Source organism: Puia sp. P3, assembly GCF_050632245.1.
In the GTDB taxonomy this organism is placed as follows: domain Bacteria; phylum Bacteroidota; class Bacteroidia; order Chitinophagales; family Chitinophagaceae; genus Puia.
Genome location: NZ_CP192583.1, coordinates 2,781,357 through 2,800,291, shown reverse-complemented (window position 1 = coordinate 2,800,291; position 18,935 = coordinate 2,781,357). Strand labels below are relative to the sequence as shown.

Sequence of the window (18,935 nt, the reverse complement as noted above, 5' to 3'; positions counted from 1 at the left end):
ACTAAGGCCTACTTGAAACCGAAATCTAGTCTGGTTTTAAAAGTAGGTGCCTAAGCGGCCGCTTTTTTAGATTCCGCTTTTGGCTTGGATGGACGTTCTTTTTGCAATTGTTTTGCTTTTCGGAGGGTGTACAAATCCTTGCTAAGTGGAATGCCACAGCTTTTTCGCTGTTCGGGAGAAAGACACAGCCCGCTTTTGTAAAAACTTTTTCTGGTGCGACGAAACTGTGAAGGCACTTGCTTCAGCGATTTTCTTTGGAGAGGCCACCCTGCATTCGTTAAATACTTATAAATGCCCCAATTGATCACGAAATCGATTTCATCAAAATACCGTTTCTCGTCAGTAAACAGGAAGGTAGATATCCATCCGTCATGCTTATTTTTAATTTTAGTCAGAAATCCAACAATATTCGGGGCCTTTAACTCACTGCTCAACTCCAGTATGCTGTCAATGAATTTTTCTTTTACTTTAACACTGGGAAACAACTGCTTTCCGTCGAATGTTATTGACAAAAATGAAAACGTTTCCTTCGAAGGGTCGACAATTCTCGTTTTCGAACTTATTTCATCAGACAAAACATGGATATCCAAGCTTAAGCTATCTTTGAGATAATTGCGGGAATAATCGTAAGCCGCTTTTGCTTCCTCTCTGGAAGGAGCCAAAACAACGAAATCATCGGCGTACCGAACGAGGTGATACCCTTGCTCACTCATGGTTTTATCGAACGGAGATAGATATACATTGGAAAAAAGGGGGATAGCGGATTCCCTTGCGGAATTCCGCCATTGTCTTTGAAAAGATGATGTTGATCAGGAGGAATCGACGCCGGTCTCCTATTCTTGGCTTGATGCCTTCTTCGATCAGCGAATTAAGGCTTTTATCCGGCAATTCCTGACAAACTCGATCTACGATCCGGAGCCTGTCGACAGTTCCGAAAAAATCAACGATGTCAGCCTCATACACAAATCGATTGCCACTATCGTAATGCCTTGTAATTGAAGATAACGCATCTTGTATTCCCTTCCCCTTTTGATAAGCGAAGCTGATCCCATTACCTGGCAGTAGCACCTTTTGCAAATGGCCCTCTAGAATGATGGCAATAGCCTTTAGCACAAGTCTATCCGAAATCTCGGGGATCTGCAGCGGCCGAAATTTGCCATTGTCTTTCTTGATCAGGTAAGGACGGGTCTCCGAAAACCTATACTTTCCTGTCCTAAGCTGTTGGGACATGCTTTCCAGATTGGTGGCGAGGTTTGCCTCAAATTCCGAAATACTTTCGCCGCTAAGACCAAATGAATCAGGGTTGGTCCTATTGAGGTTTTTCCAAGAAAATAATAAGTGATCTACACTGCAGAGTTTGTCAAATAAGGTTGGGGTGTTCATTTGTAGTAATGTCTTTGGATTCAGCCATTGCTGGCATAACAGCATTACAAAAGTCAAAGAGAACAGATCACTCTCAGGCAATAGAACAAGGTTCTGATCCACCTGACTAGCGCTACTAGTTCCCGGGCAATCGTGGCAAAAGACCGTTTCCGTCCTCTCCGGCCAATTGCTCTCCTTGACAAGCGCCTTGGAGGATGGGGGTGCCAGGCTGCTCGGCCTTCAACGGGCCCCTACGGCTTAGCTGTCCCATGGCAATCGGAACGGGAGTTGTCTTCGGACGCCTCCTGCCGAGCCTTCCTCGCTGTGCGCCCCCAGAGGGAGGAGCAATGTCGATCACGGTGTTCGTTGTCTGCCGATTCGCGGAAACGGCATGTGTAGGGTTTCGCATACCTAAAGATGGCTTGTTTTTTCACTTGACCAAATTTTTTATCCACATCAGCCGACTGCCTGTGCCCTCCACACCCGTAGGTGCTTGGTTCCACCAAATCCAAAATGATAACACTGTTATGCACGGTGGGTTCTGTAGGATGGCACAGAGAACAGATCACTCTCAGGCAATAGAACAAGGTTCTGATCCACCTGACTAGCGCTACTAGTTCCCGGGCAATCGTGGCAAAAGACCGTTTCCGTCCTCTCCGGCCAATTGCTCTCCTTGACAAGCGCCTTGGAGGATGGGGGGTGCCAGGCTGCTCGGCCTTCAACGGGCCCCTACGGCTTAGCTGTCCCATGGCAATCGGAACGGGAGTTGTCTTCGGACGCCTCCTGCCAAAACTAAAAGAACTATTACGAAGATACCGACTTCCCTTAACCGTTTGCTAAATTTTTTAACCACAGGATGTGCACAATTAGCGCCATTCATTCCAAAATATTGACAGTAGTACAGATTAAATACCTCTAGCCCCATCAAATCCCGAAAGGCAGAGGCACCTGACGGGAAAAGTTCGCAAATCGCCATCCTAAAATCGTCCCGTCTACCTGCCGTCTTTGAGTCAAAATTTTCGTATTTTTGTTTCAGAATTCGCGCAACCAAAATACGAATGAGTGATCCAGTGAGTGTCCTTTTTGCAGGCCTATAACTAATTGATTATAAATGGTATTACGAGCGGGTCAGAGAACCTCTCTCTCCGCAAACCACGTTACTGCACCCGCAGCTTTTGCTGCGGGTTTTTTGTTTGTAGCAGATGGGACGAGCTCGCTCGGACCAGATGTGGAAAACAAGAAACGAAGGCGGCGTAGCCGCCTGAAGGTGCAGGAATGTGGTTTAAGCCCCCACTCCGGGGATCGCCGGAGGCAATCCCTCTCTCTCCGCACGTTCCGAATTGGGAAGAATTAGGCAGAATTTTGCTTGGTTCTTCCCTTTTTTGTTGGATAATGTCACGTTTTTCTCCTGCTGAAGATTCGAACTTTTACGAGTATCATAAAGCCATTTAGCTTCAAACCTATCGCGAAATCTGCCGACAGCGATTTAAAAACTCTGTTTTATATCTAACACGCCTACATGTTCTTTTAATCGCCTGGTCCAAACCCTATCACCTATAAGGCCATCAGTATCTATCATTGTAAGTTTCTTATGGTCGCGCAGGACCCATAGTTCCGGTACCAACTGGACTTCAATCCTCGACCTCCGTATGCAGCATTCCGACGAAAGCAGGTCACTATTCTTCGCCCCCCAGTTTCTGGGCCTTCTCCTCAAAGGCTTCAATATCCATTAATGGCGCACCTCTTTGACGCATCAACTCGGAGATCCGACTGCTGACTTCATAAAAAGAGGTCCGGTCATCAAGCCCCATTTTCTTTTCGACGGCCTCGCGGAATGCAAAAATGGCCATACCCGCAGTGACCGTTAAAGGGACAACAGGGCATACCTGACCTAGTTTCATCAATGGCCGCCTCGTATAAACGACGACATGATCGACATGTTGCGAATTAACTATACCTGGCATGTTCCCGCACAACTTATCGAATCTTTCATCATGCTCCGTTTCTTTCGTGATCCGGCCATATTGGCTCCTTTCCTTCAAACGCTCGTATCGCAGATGGATACCCAGCCAGCTGAACCGTTTTGGGATCGCCATGATATGAACATGGTTGATATAACCCATTGCCTTTTTCTCTTCCAGCGTCTTTAAAATCAATGGCAAATCCTTCCCCGTAGTTTCGACAAGAATGTTAAAGCCTTTAATGACCCCATACTCGATCAGTCGCTTGTTCCAATCGGTCGCGGCAGGCCAAGTGATGTCTGTGGCCTCTGGTTCATGTTCACGCATGATGACGTCGTATTGCGGATGAAAATTTCGCAATTCATCCGCATTGCATACCAGGATATTTTCTCTTACCGTTTCCTTCACCATCTCAATCAGTTCAGTCTTCCCAGCTCCGAGGTTGACCCACGACCAAAACTGTCCCTCTTGCCCCGCTCAGGTCAATTTGGGAAGGATTGTGCAGAATTAGACTCGGTTCTTCCCTTTTTTATTAGGTTAAGCTACATTTTCTTCGCAGATTTGGTCCGTTTTTAACTCTCAATAACCCATATCATGAATATTAAGGCAAGCCTGGATACCATTATTCTGTACGTTCACAATGTCGAAAATTTGAAGTCCTTTTATAGCCAGACATTTGGCTTCTCCCTAATAGATGAATATGGTTCTCTATGGGCTTTGCTGGAAGCTGGACAGGGAAAAATCGGTCTTCACAAAATCGGTGATCAATATTTAGATAAAAGCAAAAGTTCGCTCAAGTTTAATAACAATACCAAAATCGTTTTTGAAATCCATGAAGATATCGCTCAGGTGAGAACTCATCTAATCAGCCAGAATATTGCTATGAGGGATATCAAAACTTTTGACGATTACGATTTTTGGTTATGTGACGGTGAGGATCCAGAAGGAAATGTTTTCCAATTAAAGCAAAAAAAGTTTCTCTATAGACCCTTCTAAACCTAACAATAGTTATTGATTTTCAATAAATCATCAATAAAGAGGTTCGAAACTTGTCCTTCTCTCTCCGCCAGACCGAAAACAACACTACCCTCGCCCAAATGACCTCCCCCGAATTCCTACACTTCACATTGGCCCGAGAAATGGGGGGACCTCAATTAGAGAATTTTCTCTAACCCTCCGCGGGCGACTTGTGGGGAATCTTACACACGCTCTATTACCGTTATGAGGACATCAAGAAAATAATGGAGGAAGAAATATGAGTGTAGAACAACACCATATTGTAGTTAATTCGCACACCGTTCGTAATTATTAAGGCTTGAATCGTCCTTATGTTCTCTTTTAGAGAACTTTTGAAAAAAATACTATATTTGCCATGAAAGTCCATTTAATACGGATAGAAACGATTGAAAACTATATTTTAGGCAATGCCCGAAGTCGACCTTCTTTCGAAGATTTTTTGGAAAAGCTTAAATACGCCAGTTGGTTGAAGCCTCTCGATATGAAAAATACCTTTGGAGCTGCTGATTTACTTGGTAAAGAATCGAACCGGGTAGTTTTTGACATTGGGGGTAATGCATATCGAATGATCTGCAAATATGCTTTTGGAGAGAGAAATGTGCATCTTTTTATATGCTGGCTGGGAACTCATGCCGAATATACAAAGCTCTGTGATGACAATCTCCAATACACTGTTAACCGATATTAATTCAAGATTATGTCTGAACTAAAATATAAAGTAATAAAGAATAAGACTCAGTATAAGGAATATACCCGGATACTGAAGGACCTTGTCTTTTCTAACTCGAAAGTACCTCGGATCGGGGATGAAATTGATCTACTAACTCTTCTTATTGAAAAGTGGGATGCAGAGCACAATACCTTTGAGGAGGTTGACCCAATACGTTTACTTCATTCCTTTATTGCAGATCACAAACTGAAGTCCAAAGATCTTGTGGAGATTTTGGGAATTAGCAAAGGATATCTTTCAGAAATACTTCACTATAAAAAGGGGTTATCCAAAGATGTTATCCGGAAACTGGCGGCGCATTTTAAGGTTTCCCAGGAAGCGTTTAACCGACCATATAAACTTGTTACTCCTATCAATGCCCATTTAAAAAACGCGAGTGTCATGAATACAAAGAAGAGAATTGCGATTGCCTAACTTTAATATCTAAGAAACTGGCGAAAGATTTTGTCCTCAAAATTTGCCCACATTCAGATTTGAATAAGACTTATATGTTCTGTTTTCTCCCATCCTTTAGGATTTTTAGGATTTTGCTTAAATGTCGTGGCGCCACTTCCGTCTATCACGCTATGGGCACCCGTTGCGTTGGGATCAGGCTTGCGGTCATTTGACCCTCTTCCTTTACCAGAGCCTTGATTTTCACCACCTGAACTTGTGTTACCATTGGAAGTCGATCTGTCTGAAGTATTGCCTACCGGTGGGCTTGCAGGCGGTGCAAAAGGTATCGGTTCGCCGTTTATAATTCTATTGAGTAAACCCATAAAAACGTGGGGTGCGAGATTCAAGAGGGTTAGAAAAACCACTGATAGTAAGCCATCTTTCTGCCAACCAATTTATCGAGATCAATCTGCAATATATTGCCGATTTTTAACCCCTTGACAGTCAGGGTTCGTTTTACGTCAAACATGTAATATATTACCGTTTTATCTATTTTTTTGTCCAATTTTCGCTACATTTGTATAAATCAGCAATATATTACCGATGAATATAACGCAAATAGGCGAAGAAATCAAGGTCAGGCGGCAATTTCTCAATCTGCGCCAGGAAGATTTGGCTGAAATGAGTGGGATTGCTACCAAAACGATTCACCTCATCGAGACCGGATCGGGTAATCCATCTGTAGAGACGTTGGAAAAATTGGCAACCGTCCTTGGGATGGAGCTGATCCTACGAATTAAAAAGATGGGCTGATGGCAAAAGCAGCAATATATAACAATGGCGAGCTTGCGGGCTACCTCGAGAAAAGAGGCCCCGAAGACTACCGCTTCGAGTATGAGCCAGTGCTATTGGGCCAACCCGTTGCGGCCTTCAATAAGCCTAACCTTACCGAAAACGCAACGCACATATGACAGCCCAATACTTTTCCCGTTTTTTTCAGGTTTGCTCGCAGAAGGTGTCAATAAAGAAATTCAATGCCGACTGCTGAAGATCGACGAAAATGATGATTTTACCCGGCTTCTTAAAACGGCCGGAGCAGATACCATCGGCGCCATCGCCGTAAAAGAAATAATAGAATAAAAATGCTGTGTTACGGATGTTACAAACAGAATGTTGAAGGATATTGCACTGCCTGCCGCAAATTATTATTCGATGGGCACCGGGTAAGCCACACTCTACCGTTCGATCCGCCCAAAGCCGACAACATTGCCATCTTCCAGGAAAAACAAAAAGGCTCTCCATTTCTGGAGTGCAATTAAAATACTCCCTGAAGCGAGAAGGGAAAGAACTCGTATTGACTGAAACCGGCGGCGAGTATATTTTGAAACCAATCCCCCCTTCGACCCAGCTTGTCTTAAGAGAGGAGGCGCCGGAAAATGAGCATCTTACCATGCAAATGGCGGCCCAACTATTTGGCATCCGCACTGCGGCTAACGCACTTATCTATTTCAAGGATGGCACGCCGGCATATCTGACCCGTCGCTTTGATGTGAAACCGGGGGCTGGCAAGTACCAGCAGGAAGATATGGCTCAAATCAGCGGACGCAGCAGTAACACGCATGGAGAGCATTTTAAATACGACGGTACTTACGAAGAGATTGGAACCCTGATCCGCAAATATGTGGCGGCGTATCCCCCAAACCTGGAACGGTATTTCCGGATTGTTCTCTTCAATTACCTTTTTTCCAACGGAGATGCCCATCTTAAAAATTTCTCTTTACTCCAAAGTGATATGGGAGATTATGCCTTGTCCCCTGCTTATGATCTGATGAGCACAGTCTTGCACACTCCGCTGGAATCAGACACGGCGCTCGACCTTTATCCGGGAGCCATGGATAGCCCATTTTACAGCAGCTTTGGTTATTATGGCCAGGCCGACTTCAGAGCATTAGCGGATAAAATTGGGTTGGTGCCACTCAGAAGAGACCAGATACTCACGCTTCTATTATCCGCAAACGACAAGGTTATGGATATGATCGAGATTTCTTTTTGAGCGAAGAAGCAAAAGAGAAATACGCCTATTCCTACAAGGATAAAATCATTCGAATGGGCATGACGCGAGAAATGATTGCCAGGAAGATGGATCCGGAATATCCTGGGGTTTATGCAGTAACACACGCCCCCACCCGACTGAAGTTTATGGATAAAAAGGTCATGACAGGTTATTTCGAACACACAGATGAGTCGGACGCGCTGGAAACGGGGAATAAATACACCTTTATTGAACTCCATAACTCAGACGAATATCGGCAAACGCGGGACCTGAAATACGTGTCGTTAGTAGAAGGAGACCTGCTATTATCAGTTGAATATCCCAAACCCTGAAAATGTGAGCCACTATTTCGTCGTTCTCTCCTCGGCCAATTTAGGCAAGACAATACATTTTCGTTCGACCATCGGCACAGAGACCGCTTTTAGGATACCGTTGTTTCAAGCCAAAGCGGCCTGGAGTCTAAAATCAGGTCAGCACTCATCAATTTTTCTTTAATAAAACGGGATGGGCTTATCCCGTAGTGCTTCAACATCATCTTCTGCAGGTGACTTGCATCTGTAAATCCAGCCCGGATCGCGGCGTCCTTTATTGAGTTTCCCATCATGATGTGATTGATTGCAATCCGGATTTTACTGGATAGGTAATACCGATGCAGCGAAATCCCTGTCACCTCCTTAAATAAAGAACGCAACCTGCTTTCTGATAGATAAACCTTTTCAGCCAGGTTCTTCGGAGTGAAATCATCCGGATGGGATAATGCTATGGTCTGTTCTACCAGTGCGACTCGTTTATCTACCTGGCTATGCCGGAGTTTTCCCGACAAATAAGTCAATATTTTGGACACCAATTTCTCTAACATGAAAGGCTGAGGGCTAATAATCGACTTCTGCAATTCGACGGTGTTTGTAATCTGAAATATGCCCAAATCAGGGCAACACATATCATTTCCTCCGAGATAACGGTCCTTAATAGCCCTTGCGGTCTCAGTATTCGAATCAAGGTAAATGATCAGCTGAACGCTATTGTTTGCATTCAATTGGTGAACTACATTCTCCTTAATTATTACACTGTTACAACTTTTCCAATAGCCGCCTTTCAATCTGCACCGGAAGTTACGTTGAATATCGAAAACTATCTGCATTGTATTGTGACAATGCATAGTAGTGATCTTGGACGAATAAAACAGGGCTGCCTTATTGTACCAATAATAACAGGGGGAAGTGTTCGAACCTTGCCAATGTTTCATAATATCAAAAGTTAGTCATTTTTTACACGTTTTCATTTTTGGACCATCCTAATTTTGGATAAATATATCGATGACATATGAAAACACTCAAAAAGCCAGTCATTTACACAATAAAGGCATCATTTCTGATTTTTACTTTAGTTGTCCTTCGGACCAGTGTTGTTTGTAGCCAGACTCAGGCAAATAAACGAAAAGAAATAACAGTCAATGAAAAGCTGACGCCTGCACGGGGACACTATAAGCTGTTACAGGGTTTCAGCCCGGCCGCAAGGTCACCTGCCGAAAAACAGATTCACTAAGTTATATCTCTGATCCGGCTTCAGTAAAAAAAGACTGAGTCTTGCGCCGTTCTACCTTTTAGACACCTCATTATCCGATTTTAAAATTCCTTCACCGCCGGCGAATAGTTCCCTTCAAACTCAAGCGGAACTGAGATATATGTCTGAACTGGAGAAGAACAGAACTGAGGAAGACATTAAGGAGAGCCATTTTCTATCAGATATCTACTACAATCTTAATATTCATAAGGGCGATTCCTTATATGACGACAACAGGGCTAATTTATTCTACATTGGACATTCCGTAGGGACCTGGTTTAATGCAAAATCCCTTCCTTTGACCGCGGACCTCATGGCAAATGTCTGGCAGGATGCAAATTATTTTATTTGGGCTTTTAAATATAAATACGCACGGATCAGACCGTATATTCTGGAGCCCAGGCTACATAACCTGGAAAAAGCAGATGCGCCCTCTTATCCCACGGGGACAGCAACAGATGCCTATTTGCTAGCCTATATTTATCAGAAATTAGCACCTGAATTTACCGATATCTTTATTGCCGACGCATACAAGATGGCACATTCGCGAGAAATCATAGGCGTTCACTTCCCCAGCGACATCGAAGGGTCGAGGATTTTAGCCAGGCAAATTGCAGATAAGCTCTTCCAAAATGAAAAATTCCGTAATGACTTTGAAAAAGTAAAGGAGGAATGGGCCCTCAAAGGAAAAGAGAAATTGACTGGCATAAGCGGAGGATTATGAGGAAAATTTCGACGATGCTCCGTGCAGAATGCCAAAACAACCTCGCGGTGCTCATACTAAGGGTGGTTATCGGAATACTGACAATGCATCACGGATATCAAAAGCTGTCGCACTTCGAAAAGATGAAAAGCGGTTTTCTGGATTTTCTTGGATTAGGCAGTTCTGATTCGCTGGCCTCTGGCGATGATTACAGAGTTGTTCTGCCCAATGTTCATTATTTTCGGACTGTTTACAAGAGTTGCAGCGGTTCCTTTGATCATTACCATGTCAGTCGCTCTCTTCAAAATAAAGCAAGGGGATATTTTTGGAGGGGGTGAATCCGCTGCATTATATCTGTTAGTATATTTCTGTTTGCTTCTATCGGGACCTGGAAGAATAAGTATTGACAGATTTCGATCTCTTCGGAGTTTCTGTTGAGATAAAATGCCCGTTTGTTGAACCGCATTCCGGAGGGAACGGACCGAACGGGAAAAGGGTCTATTTTTGCCTCATCCATGGCAGGTAACTCATTCAGCAACAACTACCGACTGGCCTGGCTGCACGGTCTGGTGTGGGCGGCCATCCTCGTCATCAGCTTCTTCCTCGATGCTTCCGGCTGACGGGGCGGGACGCTCGCTGTTGTCGGCCTGTAACAGTTGCGTCTGGTATGCTTTTGTTATATATGGCAATATCACCTGGCTGTACCCGCGATTCTATCAAAAGAAGCAATACGGGCGCTATGTCCTGTGCGCTGCCATTCTGCTGCTGGTCGGGGGTCTCGGCCGCGGCTACCTTTCTGTAGGCCTGCGGAACCCGTTATTCGCCGCGGCACCGCACTGGCTGGATACTAAATCCAATATCGGATTTTTGCTGCCGGTGACCACCGTCTTCATCCTCAGCTACGTCTTCCGGCTGGCCATGGCCTATTTTGTGGTCAAACGGCAGTCGGAAGAGATCCTGCTGCAGCACAGCCAGTTCGAACTGAGGCTGCTCAGGGCACAGGTCCAGCCCCATTTCCTTTTCAATACGCTCAACACCATCTATTACGAGGCATTTGTGGGGGCGCCGCAGGCCGCCCTGCTGATCGAGAGACTGTCGGCGATCATGCGTTATTTTATCGACCACAGCTCGAAAGAGCGGGTCAGTCTGTCAACCGAGATCGAATTTCTCGAAAACTATATCGCCCTGGAAAAAATACGGATCAATCCCGAGCCCGAGATCGAGTTTGTCCGTGACGTCGACGCCGACCGGGATGTGCCACCGATGCTGCTGATGCCGTTCGTCGAGAACATCTTCAAACATGGTATCGACAAGATCACCGGCGTCAACCGGATCTGGATATCTCTTGACGAAGACGACAAGTACCTGGTCTTCCGGACAGGGAATTCCATCAACCGGCATGCCGAAACCCGCCGGATTGAAGGCCTGGGACTGACCAACCTTCGCCAACGCCTCCAACTGCTCTATGGCAATGACTTTGAAATGCACACCACGACGGGCGGGTCGGATTTTATCGCCAGTCTCAAAATTCCGGTAGTATGAACTTACGCTGCATGATAGTCGATGATGAGCCCGGAGCCGTCAATCTCCTGGAAGTGCTGATCGCACAAACCACCGGCTGGCAGATAGTGTCCCGGTGCTACAACGCTCTCGAGGCGATCGCATTCCTGAAAGAAAACGACGCCGATCTCGTGTTCATGGACGTCAATATGCCACTTATCAACGGGATGGAGCTCGCCTCACTCCTACCCCTACAGTGGCGATCGTCTTCACGACCGCCCACAGCGAATATGCCGCCGAAAGCTATACCTATAACGCCGTCGACTATTTGCTCAAGCCTATTACCCTCCGGCGCTTTCTGGCTGCCGTCGAAAAAATCGAAAATCACTTCGGGACACCGGCACTCAAGACGCAAAAAGTCGACGGCCCTCACGACGGGTGGTTTTTCGTAAAATCCGGAACCGAGCACCGGAGGATCCATCTGGACGATATCCTCTACTTCGAGAGCCGAAAGGAATACGTCCGTGTAGTGACCGATGCCTTCGAAATCCTCACCTACCGAAGACTCAAGGACGTCGAAGCGCAATTGCCCGAGTCCTTTATCCGGATCCATCAAAGCTATATCGTCAATATGCGGCGAATGACCACGCTCCGCGACAACCATATCCATATTGGGGAAACCCGCATACCGATCGGGGACAAATTCCGGGAAAGCCTGATGGAGATTATCCGCAGCCGGACCTTTTGAGACCATCGTCCGGTCGGCTGTTTTGGGGAATACAGCCGTTCTCTGAGCGAAATGACTGGTTGGTTGAATGGAGTTGGGGGCTTCTTAACGCGCCGGAGATTTGCCGGGTAATCACTAAAAATCTTTTTTCGCATGACAAACTATTTGAAAACAGGCCTGGTGGCGGTTGCGGTATTGCTGTTTTCCTTCGCTGCCATGGCACAATCCAATCCGCTCATTGGCTCATGGCGCCTGATCGCCGCCGACAAGGTCCTCCCCGACGGACGAAGGCTTCCCGACTATGGATCCGCGCCCGCCGGGCTCGCCGTGTTTACATCGGATAACCACTACGTGGTGGAAATATTCAGCTCGGAACGCCTGAAATTTGCATCAGGTAATCGATCTGCGGGGACGCCTGGGGAATATAAAGATGCGGTCCTGAGTACCAGCTGCCATTTCGGTACTTATGCGGTGGATGTGACGAATGGCACCATCAGTTTTCAGATCGAAAGGTCATCGTTTCCGAATTATGACGGGACGACGCGGACGAATCCCTTTATGGTCAGGGGGACACCCTGAAGCTGGCGGGTTCCTGCGAGACCCGATGGAGCTGTACCTGTATCGACTTTTGTTCGTATCAGGTGAGTAGGTGACATTGGGCCATCAAAGAGGAATTCGGAAGGAGTGAAAGAACGACGACGCGAAACTTCAAGATAACTGAATTTCAATAGTTTATAAAATATTCCATGTGTCACCAAAAGCGCAAACATGCATAAAAGAAGCTTCTTCGCGTTCCAACTAACCAAATTGTATCGGGAGGCGTATCTTCCCGGCTGAGCATAGGCCAAATTAAAGGCCAGTGAGGCACATCAACTGTTTAAACTTGTATGACAAAAGGCTTGCATAAATATTGCGGTGGGGGGATATTGAGCTGGACTCGCGGGATATCTGGTTTATACCGCTTGGAAACGGAAACCGCGAAGAAATTGGGGCTATATTAATTTGTACAGGTCACGCGCCGCTATTTAATCGATTATGAAAGCTTGTTCAGTATCACTTTTTTCTTTTGCGTTCTTGCCTGCACACAGCGAGCGAGATCGTGGCAGGTGCTCGATTTCGGTACGTTTAGTATGAAGACGCCGATGGGATGGCACATAGTGAAAAAGAGCGGAATCGATAGCTATGTGGGAGGACTTACCAACGGATCGGATAGCCTTTGGTTCGACTATGGCAGGTATGATGTCGATCTATCCAACGAATCCCGCGCTTGGTATCGGTGGTCGGAGGATACAGTCAACGGATTTCCCGCCATAATTTCGCTTCCCGATAAACCGGGACAGGGCGAAGTCACAATGAAAATTCCGGGACTGACCGATGGAAACCGTTTGACGATTTGGGCATCGAACGTCAAGGATCGCGAAACGGTTTTGCAGATATTCAAATCGGCTATATTTGCGGGTAGCGACTCGTCAAGAAATCCCCCGCTGGGGGATAGCAAGCATTTCAGGAGGACCAATGTCGATGGGAAGGCGCTTTTCGTTGCCGATTGCGAATCCTGCCATCAGTTGCGAGGTCGGGTCGAAGGGCCGAAAATTCAAGACCTCATAGCAGCAAAGGACGCGAATTGGCTGTATAGATTTTTTACGGATGAGGACTTAAGGGCAACGGATAGTTCTCATCAGCGGCTGAAAAGGGCCTTCAATAACACGGAATGTATCAAAATAAAAAACATGACTGAACCAGATGCTGTCGCCCTATTCTACTATATCAAATCTCAGACAAGATAGATTCCGTTTGATTCGTTCACCAATTTCGCGCATGTCAGATTCTCCAGAGAACTGAAGTCCAACATTTTGCCGGCAATTATTACCTCCCCGGCAAGCGGTTACCGGATCGACAAGGCGTGATGGAACACGTTGGTGGGGTCCCATCGTTGTTTGGCCCGCTGCAGACGCGGATAATTGTCCCCGTAATACAGGGTTTGCCAGGGGATGCCCGAACTGTTCCATTTTGGATCGGCAAGGTCTCGTATCGGGATGGTTGATCATGCAACCACCATTCTGTTCATCCGGTACCGGGACGCCGCCGGAGGCAGCAAACAGGTCCTTATAGAAATTGCGGACCCAATTAAGGCTCGGCGCCTCGCCATCGGAGCCAGCCCAGCCCGTATTGCACGCAATATCGAGGATGCAGTCCCGTTGGGCCGAAGCCGTCGCTCCCGGCTGTGTCGCATTTACCTGGCCCCCATAGGTTGCCATACCCAAACCCCCACCTACGGGATCGTTACTTGTCAGGTATTTAAATATCGTCGCAATTTGGGTGTCCGAAAAAGGGCGGCGAAGCATTGCGTCCTTGACCTTTGCGTTTACCTTGTCATACCCCGGCTGAAAAAGTTCGGGAAAGGGATTGAGCGCGAATTGCAGCCATGCCGTTTCTTCTATTTGTCGTTCATATCTCAGGTCCAAGGGATCGGCAACCGAAGCCAGATGCTCGTCAATCAGCTGCATTGCCCCTGGACCAGCTGTGGTAACACCTTTCATCTCAAGTTTACCCAGATTGCGATGATTCAGAAAAAGCAAACTGAATAACTGCCTAGCCGGAGATTCCGGGCCACTGTTGTTCTGCGCCCAGTCACCAAAATTTCGAACCAGCCGTGAAAACAGGGCTTCGTCGAAGTTATTCCAGTCCCACGACACCCTAAAGGTAGTAATGGTCTTTGGTGCTTTTGGAAGAGTGGTGAATGGGTCGGAGCCGCCGCTTCCCGGGGATCTGAGCCAGTACCGCGTAACAATGCCAAAATTTCCGCCGCCACCACCAGTATGCGCCCACCAAAGGTCCCGGTTGGGATCATTTTCTTCCCGGGTAGCAATGACGCTGTGCGCCCTGCCTGAAGCATCCACAACAACTAATTCGACGCCGTAGAGATAATCAGCAGCCAATCCATATTCCCTGCAAAGAAAGCCAAAAGCCCCGCCAAGCACATGGCCGCCGATCCCTATATCGGGATGCTCGCCAGCCGGAAGAACTACTCCCCAGCTCAGGAAGAACTTGCGATACATTTCTCCGACGGTAGCGCCCGCTTCGACAGCAATCGCCGACTTTTCCGTGTCATAATAAATATTTGACATGAGCGACATATCGACGAGTACCTGCACCTCAGGATCTGAGACGAAGCCTTCAAGGCAGTGACCACCGCTGCGTACCACTAGTCTCCGGTTGCTGTTGACCGATTCCTGCACCGCATCCACTACGTCTTCAGTAGAACGCGGAATCCAGATGTATTCGGGTTTCCCCGTAAAGCGTTTGTTGAATCGCTTTTCCGCCAAATCCTGGTAACGAATATCAGTTGAGATGATCTTTTCCATATTTCTTTTTTCAGATTACAAAGCTAAGTCTGTTTGTGCCCTCTAAAAACTCGGGAACACGACAAATAAAGGGCGATTTGCGACAACAGTGAAGGCAATCCCGGGGTTTCCGGCGACATTCGGCAAATGCAATAAAGTGTTAACTTTGAGAACATCCTTAAAAAATTATACCATGATGTTTAATGTGGAAGTCAAAGACACGGGTGCAATGCTAGCGGACCTGTTAGCCAAAATACGCAATTTTCAGGGCGCAGATAATGTGTTTGTGAGTACGACCGCTTCATCGTTGGCTTCATTGGGTGTCAGGGAATCACAATTGCCGGAAGCATTGAACATTTTGGGTATCCGCAGTCTGACGCTGAGCGCTGCCCATGACTTTGGGGCACTGTCGAGGCTCAGTCCTACCCTTCCGGCCGGGCAAATTGAAGAACAGGCGCGAGCTTTTTTTAATAACGACGCGGTTATCGAAGAGCTGCGGTCTCTTTTCCAAAAATGTCATACCGTCGCTTTTGATGACTGGGCAACGCTGCGCGGCGCTTCTGCCCTGTGGGATGGTTTGTTGACCAGTGTTATCAAGCCCCTGAATAAAAACGACCTGGAATTCATATTTTACCTCGGCAACCCGGAGGGCAAACACGGTTACGAAGTGGACGAGGCCATTGACATCATCAGCGATTTTTCAAAACATGGCAAGGTCACGCTGGCCCTGGACGAAAATGAAGCGGTCAAATTGTGGATGGCGCTGAATGGCGTGGACGACGACGCTTCTGTAACAAAACAGTCCGTCTCAGACCGGAAGAAGAATTATTTTTCGATGTTCAGGGCCCTGAACCTCGCGCACCTGCTGATATGGTCAGCCGATGACGTCATATTTTTTTCCAACGAGCAGCAGTTCATGCTTTCGAGAAAGCACGGCGATCTTAGCGCAGAAGCGGCTCAGGAAGCCAGGCAAAACTTCATTGCCGGCTATAGCCTTGGTCTGCTGATGCATCTCGACGTCGCATATTGCATCTTGCTGGGTCTTGCCGTCTTTTCATCGTTCGACGGACTGAAAAAATACCCTGAACAAAAAGACCTCTCCAAATATATCGAACAATGGATCGAAGAACTGAAGACTACGGAGTCCATCCATTTGTATCAGGATTAAAACACTATCATTCGGTCCGCAGACTTTTAATGGGATTCGTCAGCGCGGCTTTGAGGGCCTGAAAGCTCACGGTGCATAAAGTGATAAAAAGCATTCCGGCGCCGGCCACAACGAAGATCCAGGGCGAGAGGGATGTATGTAGCGGGTAGGACTGCAGCCATTTGGCCATGGCCAGCCCGATCGAGTGGCATGGCGACCGCCATCGCGAGGACGATGAGTTTCAGGAAGTCGCCCGACAGCAGCGCCCAGAGGTTGACGACGCCGGCGCCGAGTACTTTGCGGACTCCAATCTCTTTCGTGCGTTGTTCCGCGACAAAAGAGGCGAGACCGAAGAGGCCCAGACACGAGATCAGAATGGCCAGACCGGTGAATACGGAGGTCAGGCTGCCGATGCGGGTATCGGTGACAAATTTTTGTGCATAGTCGTCGTCGTTAAAATGATAGATAAAGGGACTGGCGGGGTTGTATTGTTTGTACACAGCCCCGATCGCAGACAGCGCGGTGCGGACGGGAGTGCCTGGTTTGATGCGGACAATGTTGACGGAGTGCCCGCCGCGGCCGAAAAAGACGGCGGGTTGAACCTTGTCATAAGGACTGTTTGAGATCATGTCCTTTGTTACTCCGATGATCGTCCAGTCCTTGTTATTATACCGGAAGGTCTTGCCGATCGGATCTTTAAAGCCGAGGGCTCGCGCGCCCTCTTCGTTGACGATGGCGGCTGTACTGTCGGTCTGCCGGGCCCGCGAGAAATCCCGGCCCTGGAGTACTGTCCAGCCGATGGTGGGACCGAAATCGGCGTTGACGTCTATGTCCCGGAACGATATGCTTTTCTGTTCTTCGGTCATACCCTCCCATTCCATAAAATTATTCTGGTAAAACGCCGTCAGCAGTGTGGACGCATTCGCCACATTGGCCACCATCCCGGTATTGAGGAGGCTGGTCCTGAGGGACTCAAAGTGCCGGTCCAGCGAATCCGTGTTGATAGGAATATTGATCAGCCCGGCGCGGTCATATCCGACGGGACGGTCCTGCGCGTACTGAATCTGGCGGAAGACGACGAGGGTGCCAATGATCAGGCTTACCGAAATAGCGAACTGGGCTACCACGAGTACCTTCCGCGGAAGGCTCGCGCCCCTGCCCGCCCTGAAAGCGCCTTTCAGGACTTTTACCGGTCGGAACCCACTCAGATAGAACGCCGGGTAACTGCCGGCCAGTAGTCCCGTAACCATCGTGACGCCGAGAGAAAGTGCCCAGAAGACCGGGTCGGCCCAGGGGAGCGCCATACGTTTGCCAGCCAGTTGGCTAAACGCCGGAAGACTTAACTCGGTCAGACCGATGGCGAGGATAAAGGCAAAGGCGGCGACAAGAAGGGATTCGCCGAGGAATTGAGAGATCAGCTGGTGCTTCTGCGAGCCCAGCGTTTTGCGGATACCGACCTCCCTTGCCCGTTTTTCACTTCGGGCCGTGGAGAGGTTCATGAAATTGATGCAGGCCAGCAACAGAACGAAGACCCCGATGATCCCTATGAGCCGGACGAAGCCGATGCGCCCGCTTCCAGTGACGCTGTCGGAGTCGTAGTGCAGGTACAGCTGATCAAAAGGAATCACGCTATAGGTCTCGATATTGTATTTTACAAAGGGGGTGCAGAGGTCCTTTATGCGGGCTGCAGCCGCCCCGGCGGTGGTATTGCCGGCGAGGCGGGCGAAGATGCGGCAGCTATGATTATTGAAATCCGTGTTATGGGTGAGCCAGTCCATACGTTGGTGCGTGACCGGTATGAAAAAATCGATGTCATGAAAGGAGGAGGTCAGGGGGAGATCAGCGTAGATGCCTCTGACGGTGAATGTCAGCTGGTTGTTGTATTTGAATGTTCTGCCCAGTGCATTTTCCGTTCCGTACAGGGCGATGGCGGCAGATCTGGAGAGGAGGGCCGTGGAAGGGTCGCGCAGCGATTCCGCGTTCCCACTAAGAAACCGATAGCCGAAGATCCTGGGGAAGGTGTATTCGGCCCATGATCCCTGCCGGGAAATGGTTTTGTCACCGTTGGCCAACAGGCCATCGCCGGGCCATTGGAACAACGCCGTTTCAGCGAAGACGTCTTTATAGTTCTTTTGCAGATAGGGCTCGAGGGCCGAGGAGACGGTCATTCCTCTATAGGTGATGGGCGAACCCGGTGGGGTACCGTTCGGGCGTTGGTCCTGCATGATCTCCACGATGCGGGAGCGGTCGGGATAGGATTTATCCACGGCGAGTTCACCGGTGATCCAGATGCCGATAACGAGGGCCACGGCCATGCCTATTGCGAGGCCTGCAATGTTGATCACGGTGTAGCTGCGGCCCTTACGCAGCTGGCGTAGGGCGAGGAGGAGATAGTTTCTGAACATGTTCTTAGCTTAAGAATATAGAAGGACAGTAGCTAGAAAAATACCTAT

General features: G+C 48.0%; 20 protein-coding genes and 2 pseudogenes. 15 read left to right on the top strand and 7 right to left on the bottom strand.

Annotation, left to right across the window (positions count from 1 at the left end; genetic code table 11):
* Positions 1-50: 50 nt before the first annotated feature.
* The 3 genes and pseudogenes from ACQ86N_RS16845 to ACQ86N_RS16835 form a co-directional block, all read right to left on the bottom strand.
* A complete protein-coding gene (locus ACQ86N_RS16845; protein ID WP_431216153.1) occupies positions 51-713 on the bottom strand; it encodes a hypothetical protein in 663 nt (220 codons plus the stop codon).
* Between the two features lie 4 nt (positions 714-717).
* Positions 718-1,485: a hypothetical protein gene (locus tag ACQ86N_RS16840; protein ID WP_431216152.1), complete on the bottom strand. Its 768-nt coding sequence runs from the start codon at positions 1,483-1,485 to the stop codon at positions 718-720.
* A gap of 1,553 nt (positions 1,486-3,038) precedes the next feature.
* Positions 3,039-3,749 (bottom strand): annotated as a pseudogene (locus ACQ86N_RS16835) (zeta toxin family protein); the annotation flags it as partial.
* Positions 3,750-3,917: 168 nt separating this feature from the next.
* On the opposite strand from ACQ86N_RS16835, the gene ACQ86N_RS16830 reads away from it, so the two are divergent.
* The 3 genes from ACQ86N_RS16830 to ACQ86N_RS16820 all read left to right on the top strand — a co-directional run bounded on the left by ACQ86N_RS16830 (position 3,918) and on the right by ACQ86N_RS16820 (position 5,484).
* On the top strand, positions 3,918-4,319 hold the full coding sequence (locus ACQ86N_RS16830; RefSeq protein WP_431216151.1) for a VOC family protein: 402 nt from the start codon (positions 3,918-3,920) through the stop codon (positions 4,317-4,319).
* A gap of 376 nt (positions 4,320-4,695) precedes the next feature.
* Positions 4,696-5,028 (top strand): type II toxin-antitoxin system HigB family toxin, encoded by a 333-nt coding sequence (locus ACQ86N_RS16825; protein ID WP_431216150.1) that lies wholly within the window; start codon positions 4,696-4,698, stop codon positions 5,026-5,028.
* Between the two features lie 9 nt (positions 5,029-5,037).
* On the top strand, positions 5,038-5,484 hold the full coding sequence (locus tag ACQ86N_RS16820; protein ID WP_431216149.1) for a helix-turn-helix domain-containing protein: 447 nt from the start codon (positions 5,038-5,040) through the stop codon (positions 5,482-5,484).
* 53 nt (positions 5,485-5,537) lie between these two features.
* On the opposite strand, the gene ACQ86N_RS16815 is transcribed toward ACQ86N_RS16820, so the two are convergent.
* Positions 5,538-5,828, bottom strand: coding sequence for a hypothetical protein (locus ACQ86N_RS16815; protein ID WP_431216148.1), 291 nt, complete (start codon positions 5,826-5,828; stop codon positions 5,538-5,540).
* 220 nt (positions 5,829-6,048) lie between these two features.
* Between ACQ86N_RS16815 and ACQ86N_RS16810 the strand changes: the two genes are divergently transcribed.
* Genes ACQ86N_RS16810 through ACQ86N_RS16795 form a run of 4 tightly spaced genes read left to right on the top strand, consistent with a single transcriptional unit; the run spans position 6,049 to position 7,830 of the window.
* Positions 6,049-6,258 carry a helix-turn-helix domain-containing protein gene (locus tag ACQ86N_RS16810; RefSeq protein WP_431216147.1) on the top strand — a complete coding sequence of 70 codons (210 nt, stop codon included), beginning with the start codon at positions 6,049-6,051 and terminating at the stop codon, positions 6,256-6,258.
* A gap of 24 nt (positions 6,259-6,282) precedes the next feature.
* Positions 6,283-6,585 carry a HipA N-terminal domain-containing protein gene (locus ACQ86N_RS16805; protein ID WP_431216146.1) on the top strand — a complete coding sequence of 101 codons (303 nt, stop codon included), beginning with the start codon at positions 6,283-6,285 and terminating at the stop codon, positions 6,583-6,585.
* Positions 6,586-6,628: 43 nt separating this feature from the next.
* Entirely contained in the window at positions 6,629-7,498 is an 870-nt protein-coding gene (locus ACQ86N_RS16800; RefSeq protein ID WP_431216145.1) for a HipA domain-containing protein, read from the top strand.
* Positions 7,495-7,830 carry a hypothetical protein gene (locus tag ACQ86N_RS16795; RefSeq protein ID WP_431216144.1) on the top strand — a complete coding sequence of 112 codons (336 nt, stop codon included), beginning with the start codon at positions 7,495-7,497 and terminating at the stop codon, positions 7,828-7,830. The genes ACQ86N_RS16800 and ACQ86N_RS16795 overlap by 4 nt, the downstream gene beginning before the upstream one ends.
* A gap of 89 nt (positions 7,831-7,919) precedes the next feature.
* On the opposite strand, the gene ACQ86N_RS16790 is transcribed toward ACQ86N_RS16795, so the two are convergent.
* Positions 7,920-8,534, bottom strand: coding sequence for a helix-turn-helix transcriptional regulator (locus ACQ86N_RS16790; protein WP_431216143.1), 615 nt, complete (start codon positions 8,532-8,534; stop codon positions 7,920-7,922).
* 648 nt (positions 8,535-9,182) lie between these two features.
* On the opposite strand from ACQ86N_RS16790, the gene ACQ86N_RS16785 reads away from it, so the two are divergent.
* From ACQ86N_RS16785 to ACQ86N_RS16755, 7 genes and pseudogenes are all read left to right on the top strand, one after another.
* Entirely contained in the window at positions 9,183-9,785 is a 603-nt protein-coding gene (locus ACQ86N_RS16785) for a hypothetical protein (RefSeq protein ID WP_431216142.1), read from the top strand.
* A gap of 183 nt (positions 9,786-9,968) precedes the next feature.
* Positions 9,969-10,202, top strand: coding sequence for a DoxX family protein (locus ACQ86N_RS16780; RefSeq protein ID WP_431216141.1), 234 nt, complete (start codon positions 9,969-9,971; stop codon positions 10,200-10,202).
* A 168-nt stretch (positions 10,203-10,370) separates the two neighbouring features.
* Positions 10,371-11,306 (top strand): sensor histidine kinase, encoded by a 936-nt coding sequence (locus ACQ86N_RS16775; protein WP_431216140.1) that lies wholly within the window; start codon positions 10,371-10,373, stop codon positions 11,304-11,306.
* Positions 11,303-11,500 (top strand): annotated as a pseudogene (locus tag ACQ86N_RS16770) (LytR/AlgR family response regulator transcription factor); the annotation flags it as partial. The gene ACQ86N_RS16775 and the pseudogene ACQ86N_RS16770, both read left to right, overlap by 4 nt.
* 20 nt (positions 11,501-11,520) lie before the next feature.
* Positions 11,521-12,012, top strand: a complete 492-nt coding sequence (locus tag ACQ86N_RS16765; RefSeq protein ID WP_431216139.1) for a LytR/AlgR family response regulator transcription factor — start codon at positions 11,521-11,523, stop codon at positions 12,010-12,012.
* A 132-nt stretch (positions 12,013-12,144) separates the two neighbouring features.
* Positions 12,145-12,570 (top strand): lipocalin-like domain-containing protein, encoded by a 426-nt coding sequence (locus ACQ86N_RS16760; RefSeq protein ID WP_431216138.1) that lies wholly within the window; start codon positions 12,145-12,147, stop codon positions 12,568-12,570.
* A gap of 551 nt (positions 12,571-13,121) precedes the next feature.
* Positions 13,122-13,778 (top strand): c-type cytochrome, encoded by a 657-nt coding sequence (locus ACQ86N_RS16755; RefSeq protein ID WP_431216137.1) that lies wholly within the window; start codon positions 13,122-13,124, stop codon positions 13,776-13,778.
* Here the strand turns inward: ACQ86N_RS16755 and ACQ86N_RS16750 are convergent.
* Complete coding sequence (locus ACQ86N_RS16750; RefSeq protein ID WP_431216136.1) at positions 13,746-15,356, bottom strand: FAD-binding oxidoreductase; 1,611 nt, start codon at positions 15,354-15,356, stop codon at positions 13,746-13,748. The two genes, ACQ86N_RS16755 and ACQ86N_RS16750, sit on opposite strands and share 33 nt — an antisense overlap.
* Positions 15,357-15,528: 172 nt before the next feature.
* Here ACQ86N_RS16750 and ACQ86N_RS16745 point away from each other — a divergent pair, with 172 nt between their 5' ends.
* Positions 15,529-16,503, top strand: a complete 975-nt coding sequence (locus ACQ86N_RS16745; protein ID WP_431216135.1) for a hypothetical protein — start codon at positions 15,529-15,531, stop codon at positions 16,501-16,503.
* 26 nt (positions 16,504-16,529) lie between these two features.
* Here the strand turns inward: ACQ86N_RS16745 and ACQ86N_RS16740 are convergent, their stop codons facing one another.
* Positions 16,530-18,887 (bottom strand): ABC transporter permease, encoded by a 2,358-nt coding sequence (locus ACQ86N_RS16740; RefSeq protein WP_431216134.1) that lies wholly within the window; start codon positions 18,885-18,887, stop codon positions 16,530-16,532.
* Positions 18,888-18,935: the final 48 nt, after the last annotated feature.

Coding starts and splice junctions, on each gene's coding strand:
- ACQ86N_RS16760 (WP_431216138.1), top strand. CDS start 12,145: ATGACAAACTATTTGAAAACAGGCCTGGTGGCGGTTGCGGTATTGCTG.
- ACQ86N_RS16820 (WP_431216149.1), top strand. CDS start 5,038: ATGTCTGAACTAAAATATAAAGTAATAAAGAATAAGACTCAGTATAAG.
- ACQ86N_RS16745 (WP_431216135.1), top strand. CDS start 15,529: ATGATGTTTAATGTGGAAGTCAAAGACACGGGTGCAATGCTAGCGGAC.
- ACQ86N_RS16780 (WP_431216141.1), top strand. CDS start 9,969: ATGATTACAGAGTTGTTCTGCCCAATGTTCATTATTTTCGGACTGTTT.
- ACQ86N_RS16810 (WP_431216147.1), top strand. CDS start 6,049: ATGAATATAACGCAAATAGGCGAAGAAATCAAGGTCAGGCGGCAATTT.
- ACQ86N_RS16785 (WP_431216142.1), top strand. CDS start 9,183: ATGTCTGAACTGGAGAAGAACAGAACTGAGGAAGACATTAAGGAGAGC.
- ACQ86N_RS16830 (WP_431216151.1), top strand. CDS start 3,918: ATGAATATTAAGGCAAGCCTGGATACCATTATTCTGTACGTTCACAAT.
- ACQ86N_RS16845 (WP_431216153.1), bottom strand. CDS start 713: ATGAGTGAGCAAGGGTATCACCTCGTTCGGTACGCCGATGATTTCGTT.
- ACQ86N_RS16775 (WP_431216140.1), top strand. CDS start 10,371: ATGCTTCCGGCTGACGGGGCGGGACGCTCGCTGTTGTCGGCCTGTAAC.
- ACQ86N_RS16825 (WP_431216150.1), top strand. CDS start 4,696: ATGAAAGTCCATTTAATACGGATAGAAACGATTGAAAACTATATTTTA.
- ACQ86N_RS16755 (WP_431216137.1), top strand. CDS start 13,122: ATGAAGACGCCGATGGGATGGCACATAGTGAAAAAGAGCGGAATCGAT.
- ACQ86N_RS16805 (WP_431216146.1), top strand. CDS start 6,283: ATGGCGAGCTTGCGGGCTACCTCGAGAAAAGAGGCCCCGAAGACTACC.
- ACQ86N_RS16815 (WP_431216148.1), bottom strand. CDS start 5,828: ATGGGTTTACTCAATAGAATTATAAACGGCGAACCGATACCTTTTGCA.
- ACQ86N_RS16740 (WP_431216134.1), bottom strand. CDS start 18,887: ATGTTCAGAAACTATCTCCTCCTCGCCCTACGCCAGCTGCGTAAGGGC.
- ACQ86N_RS16750 (WP_431216136.1), bottom strand. CDS start 15,356: ATGGAAAAGATCATCTCAACTGATATTCGTTACCAGGATTTGGCGGAA.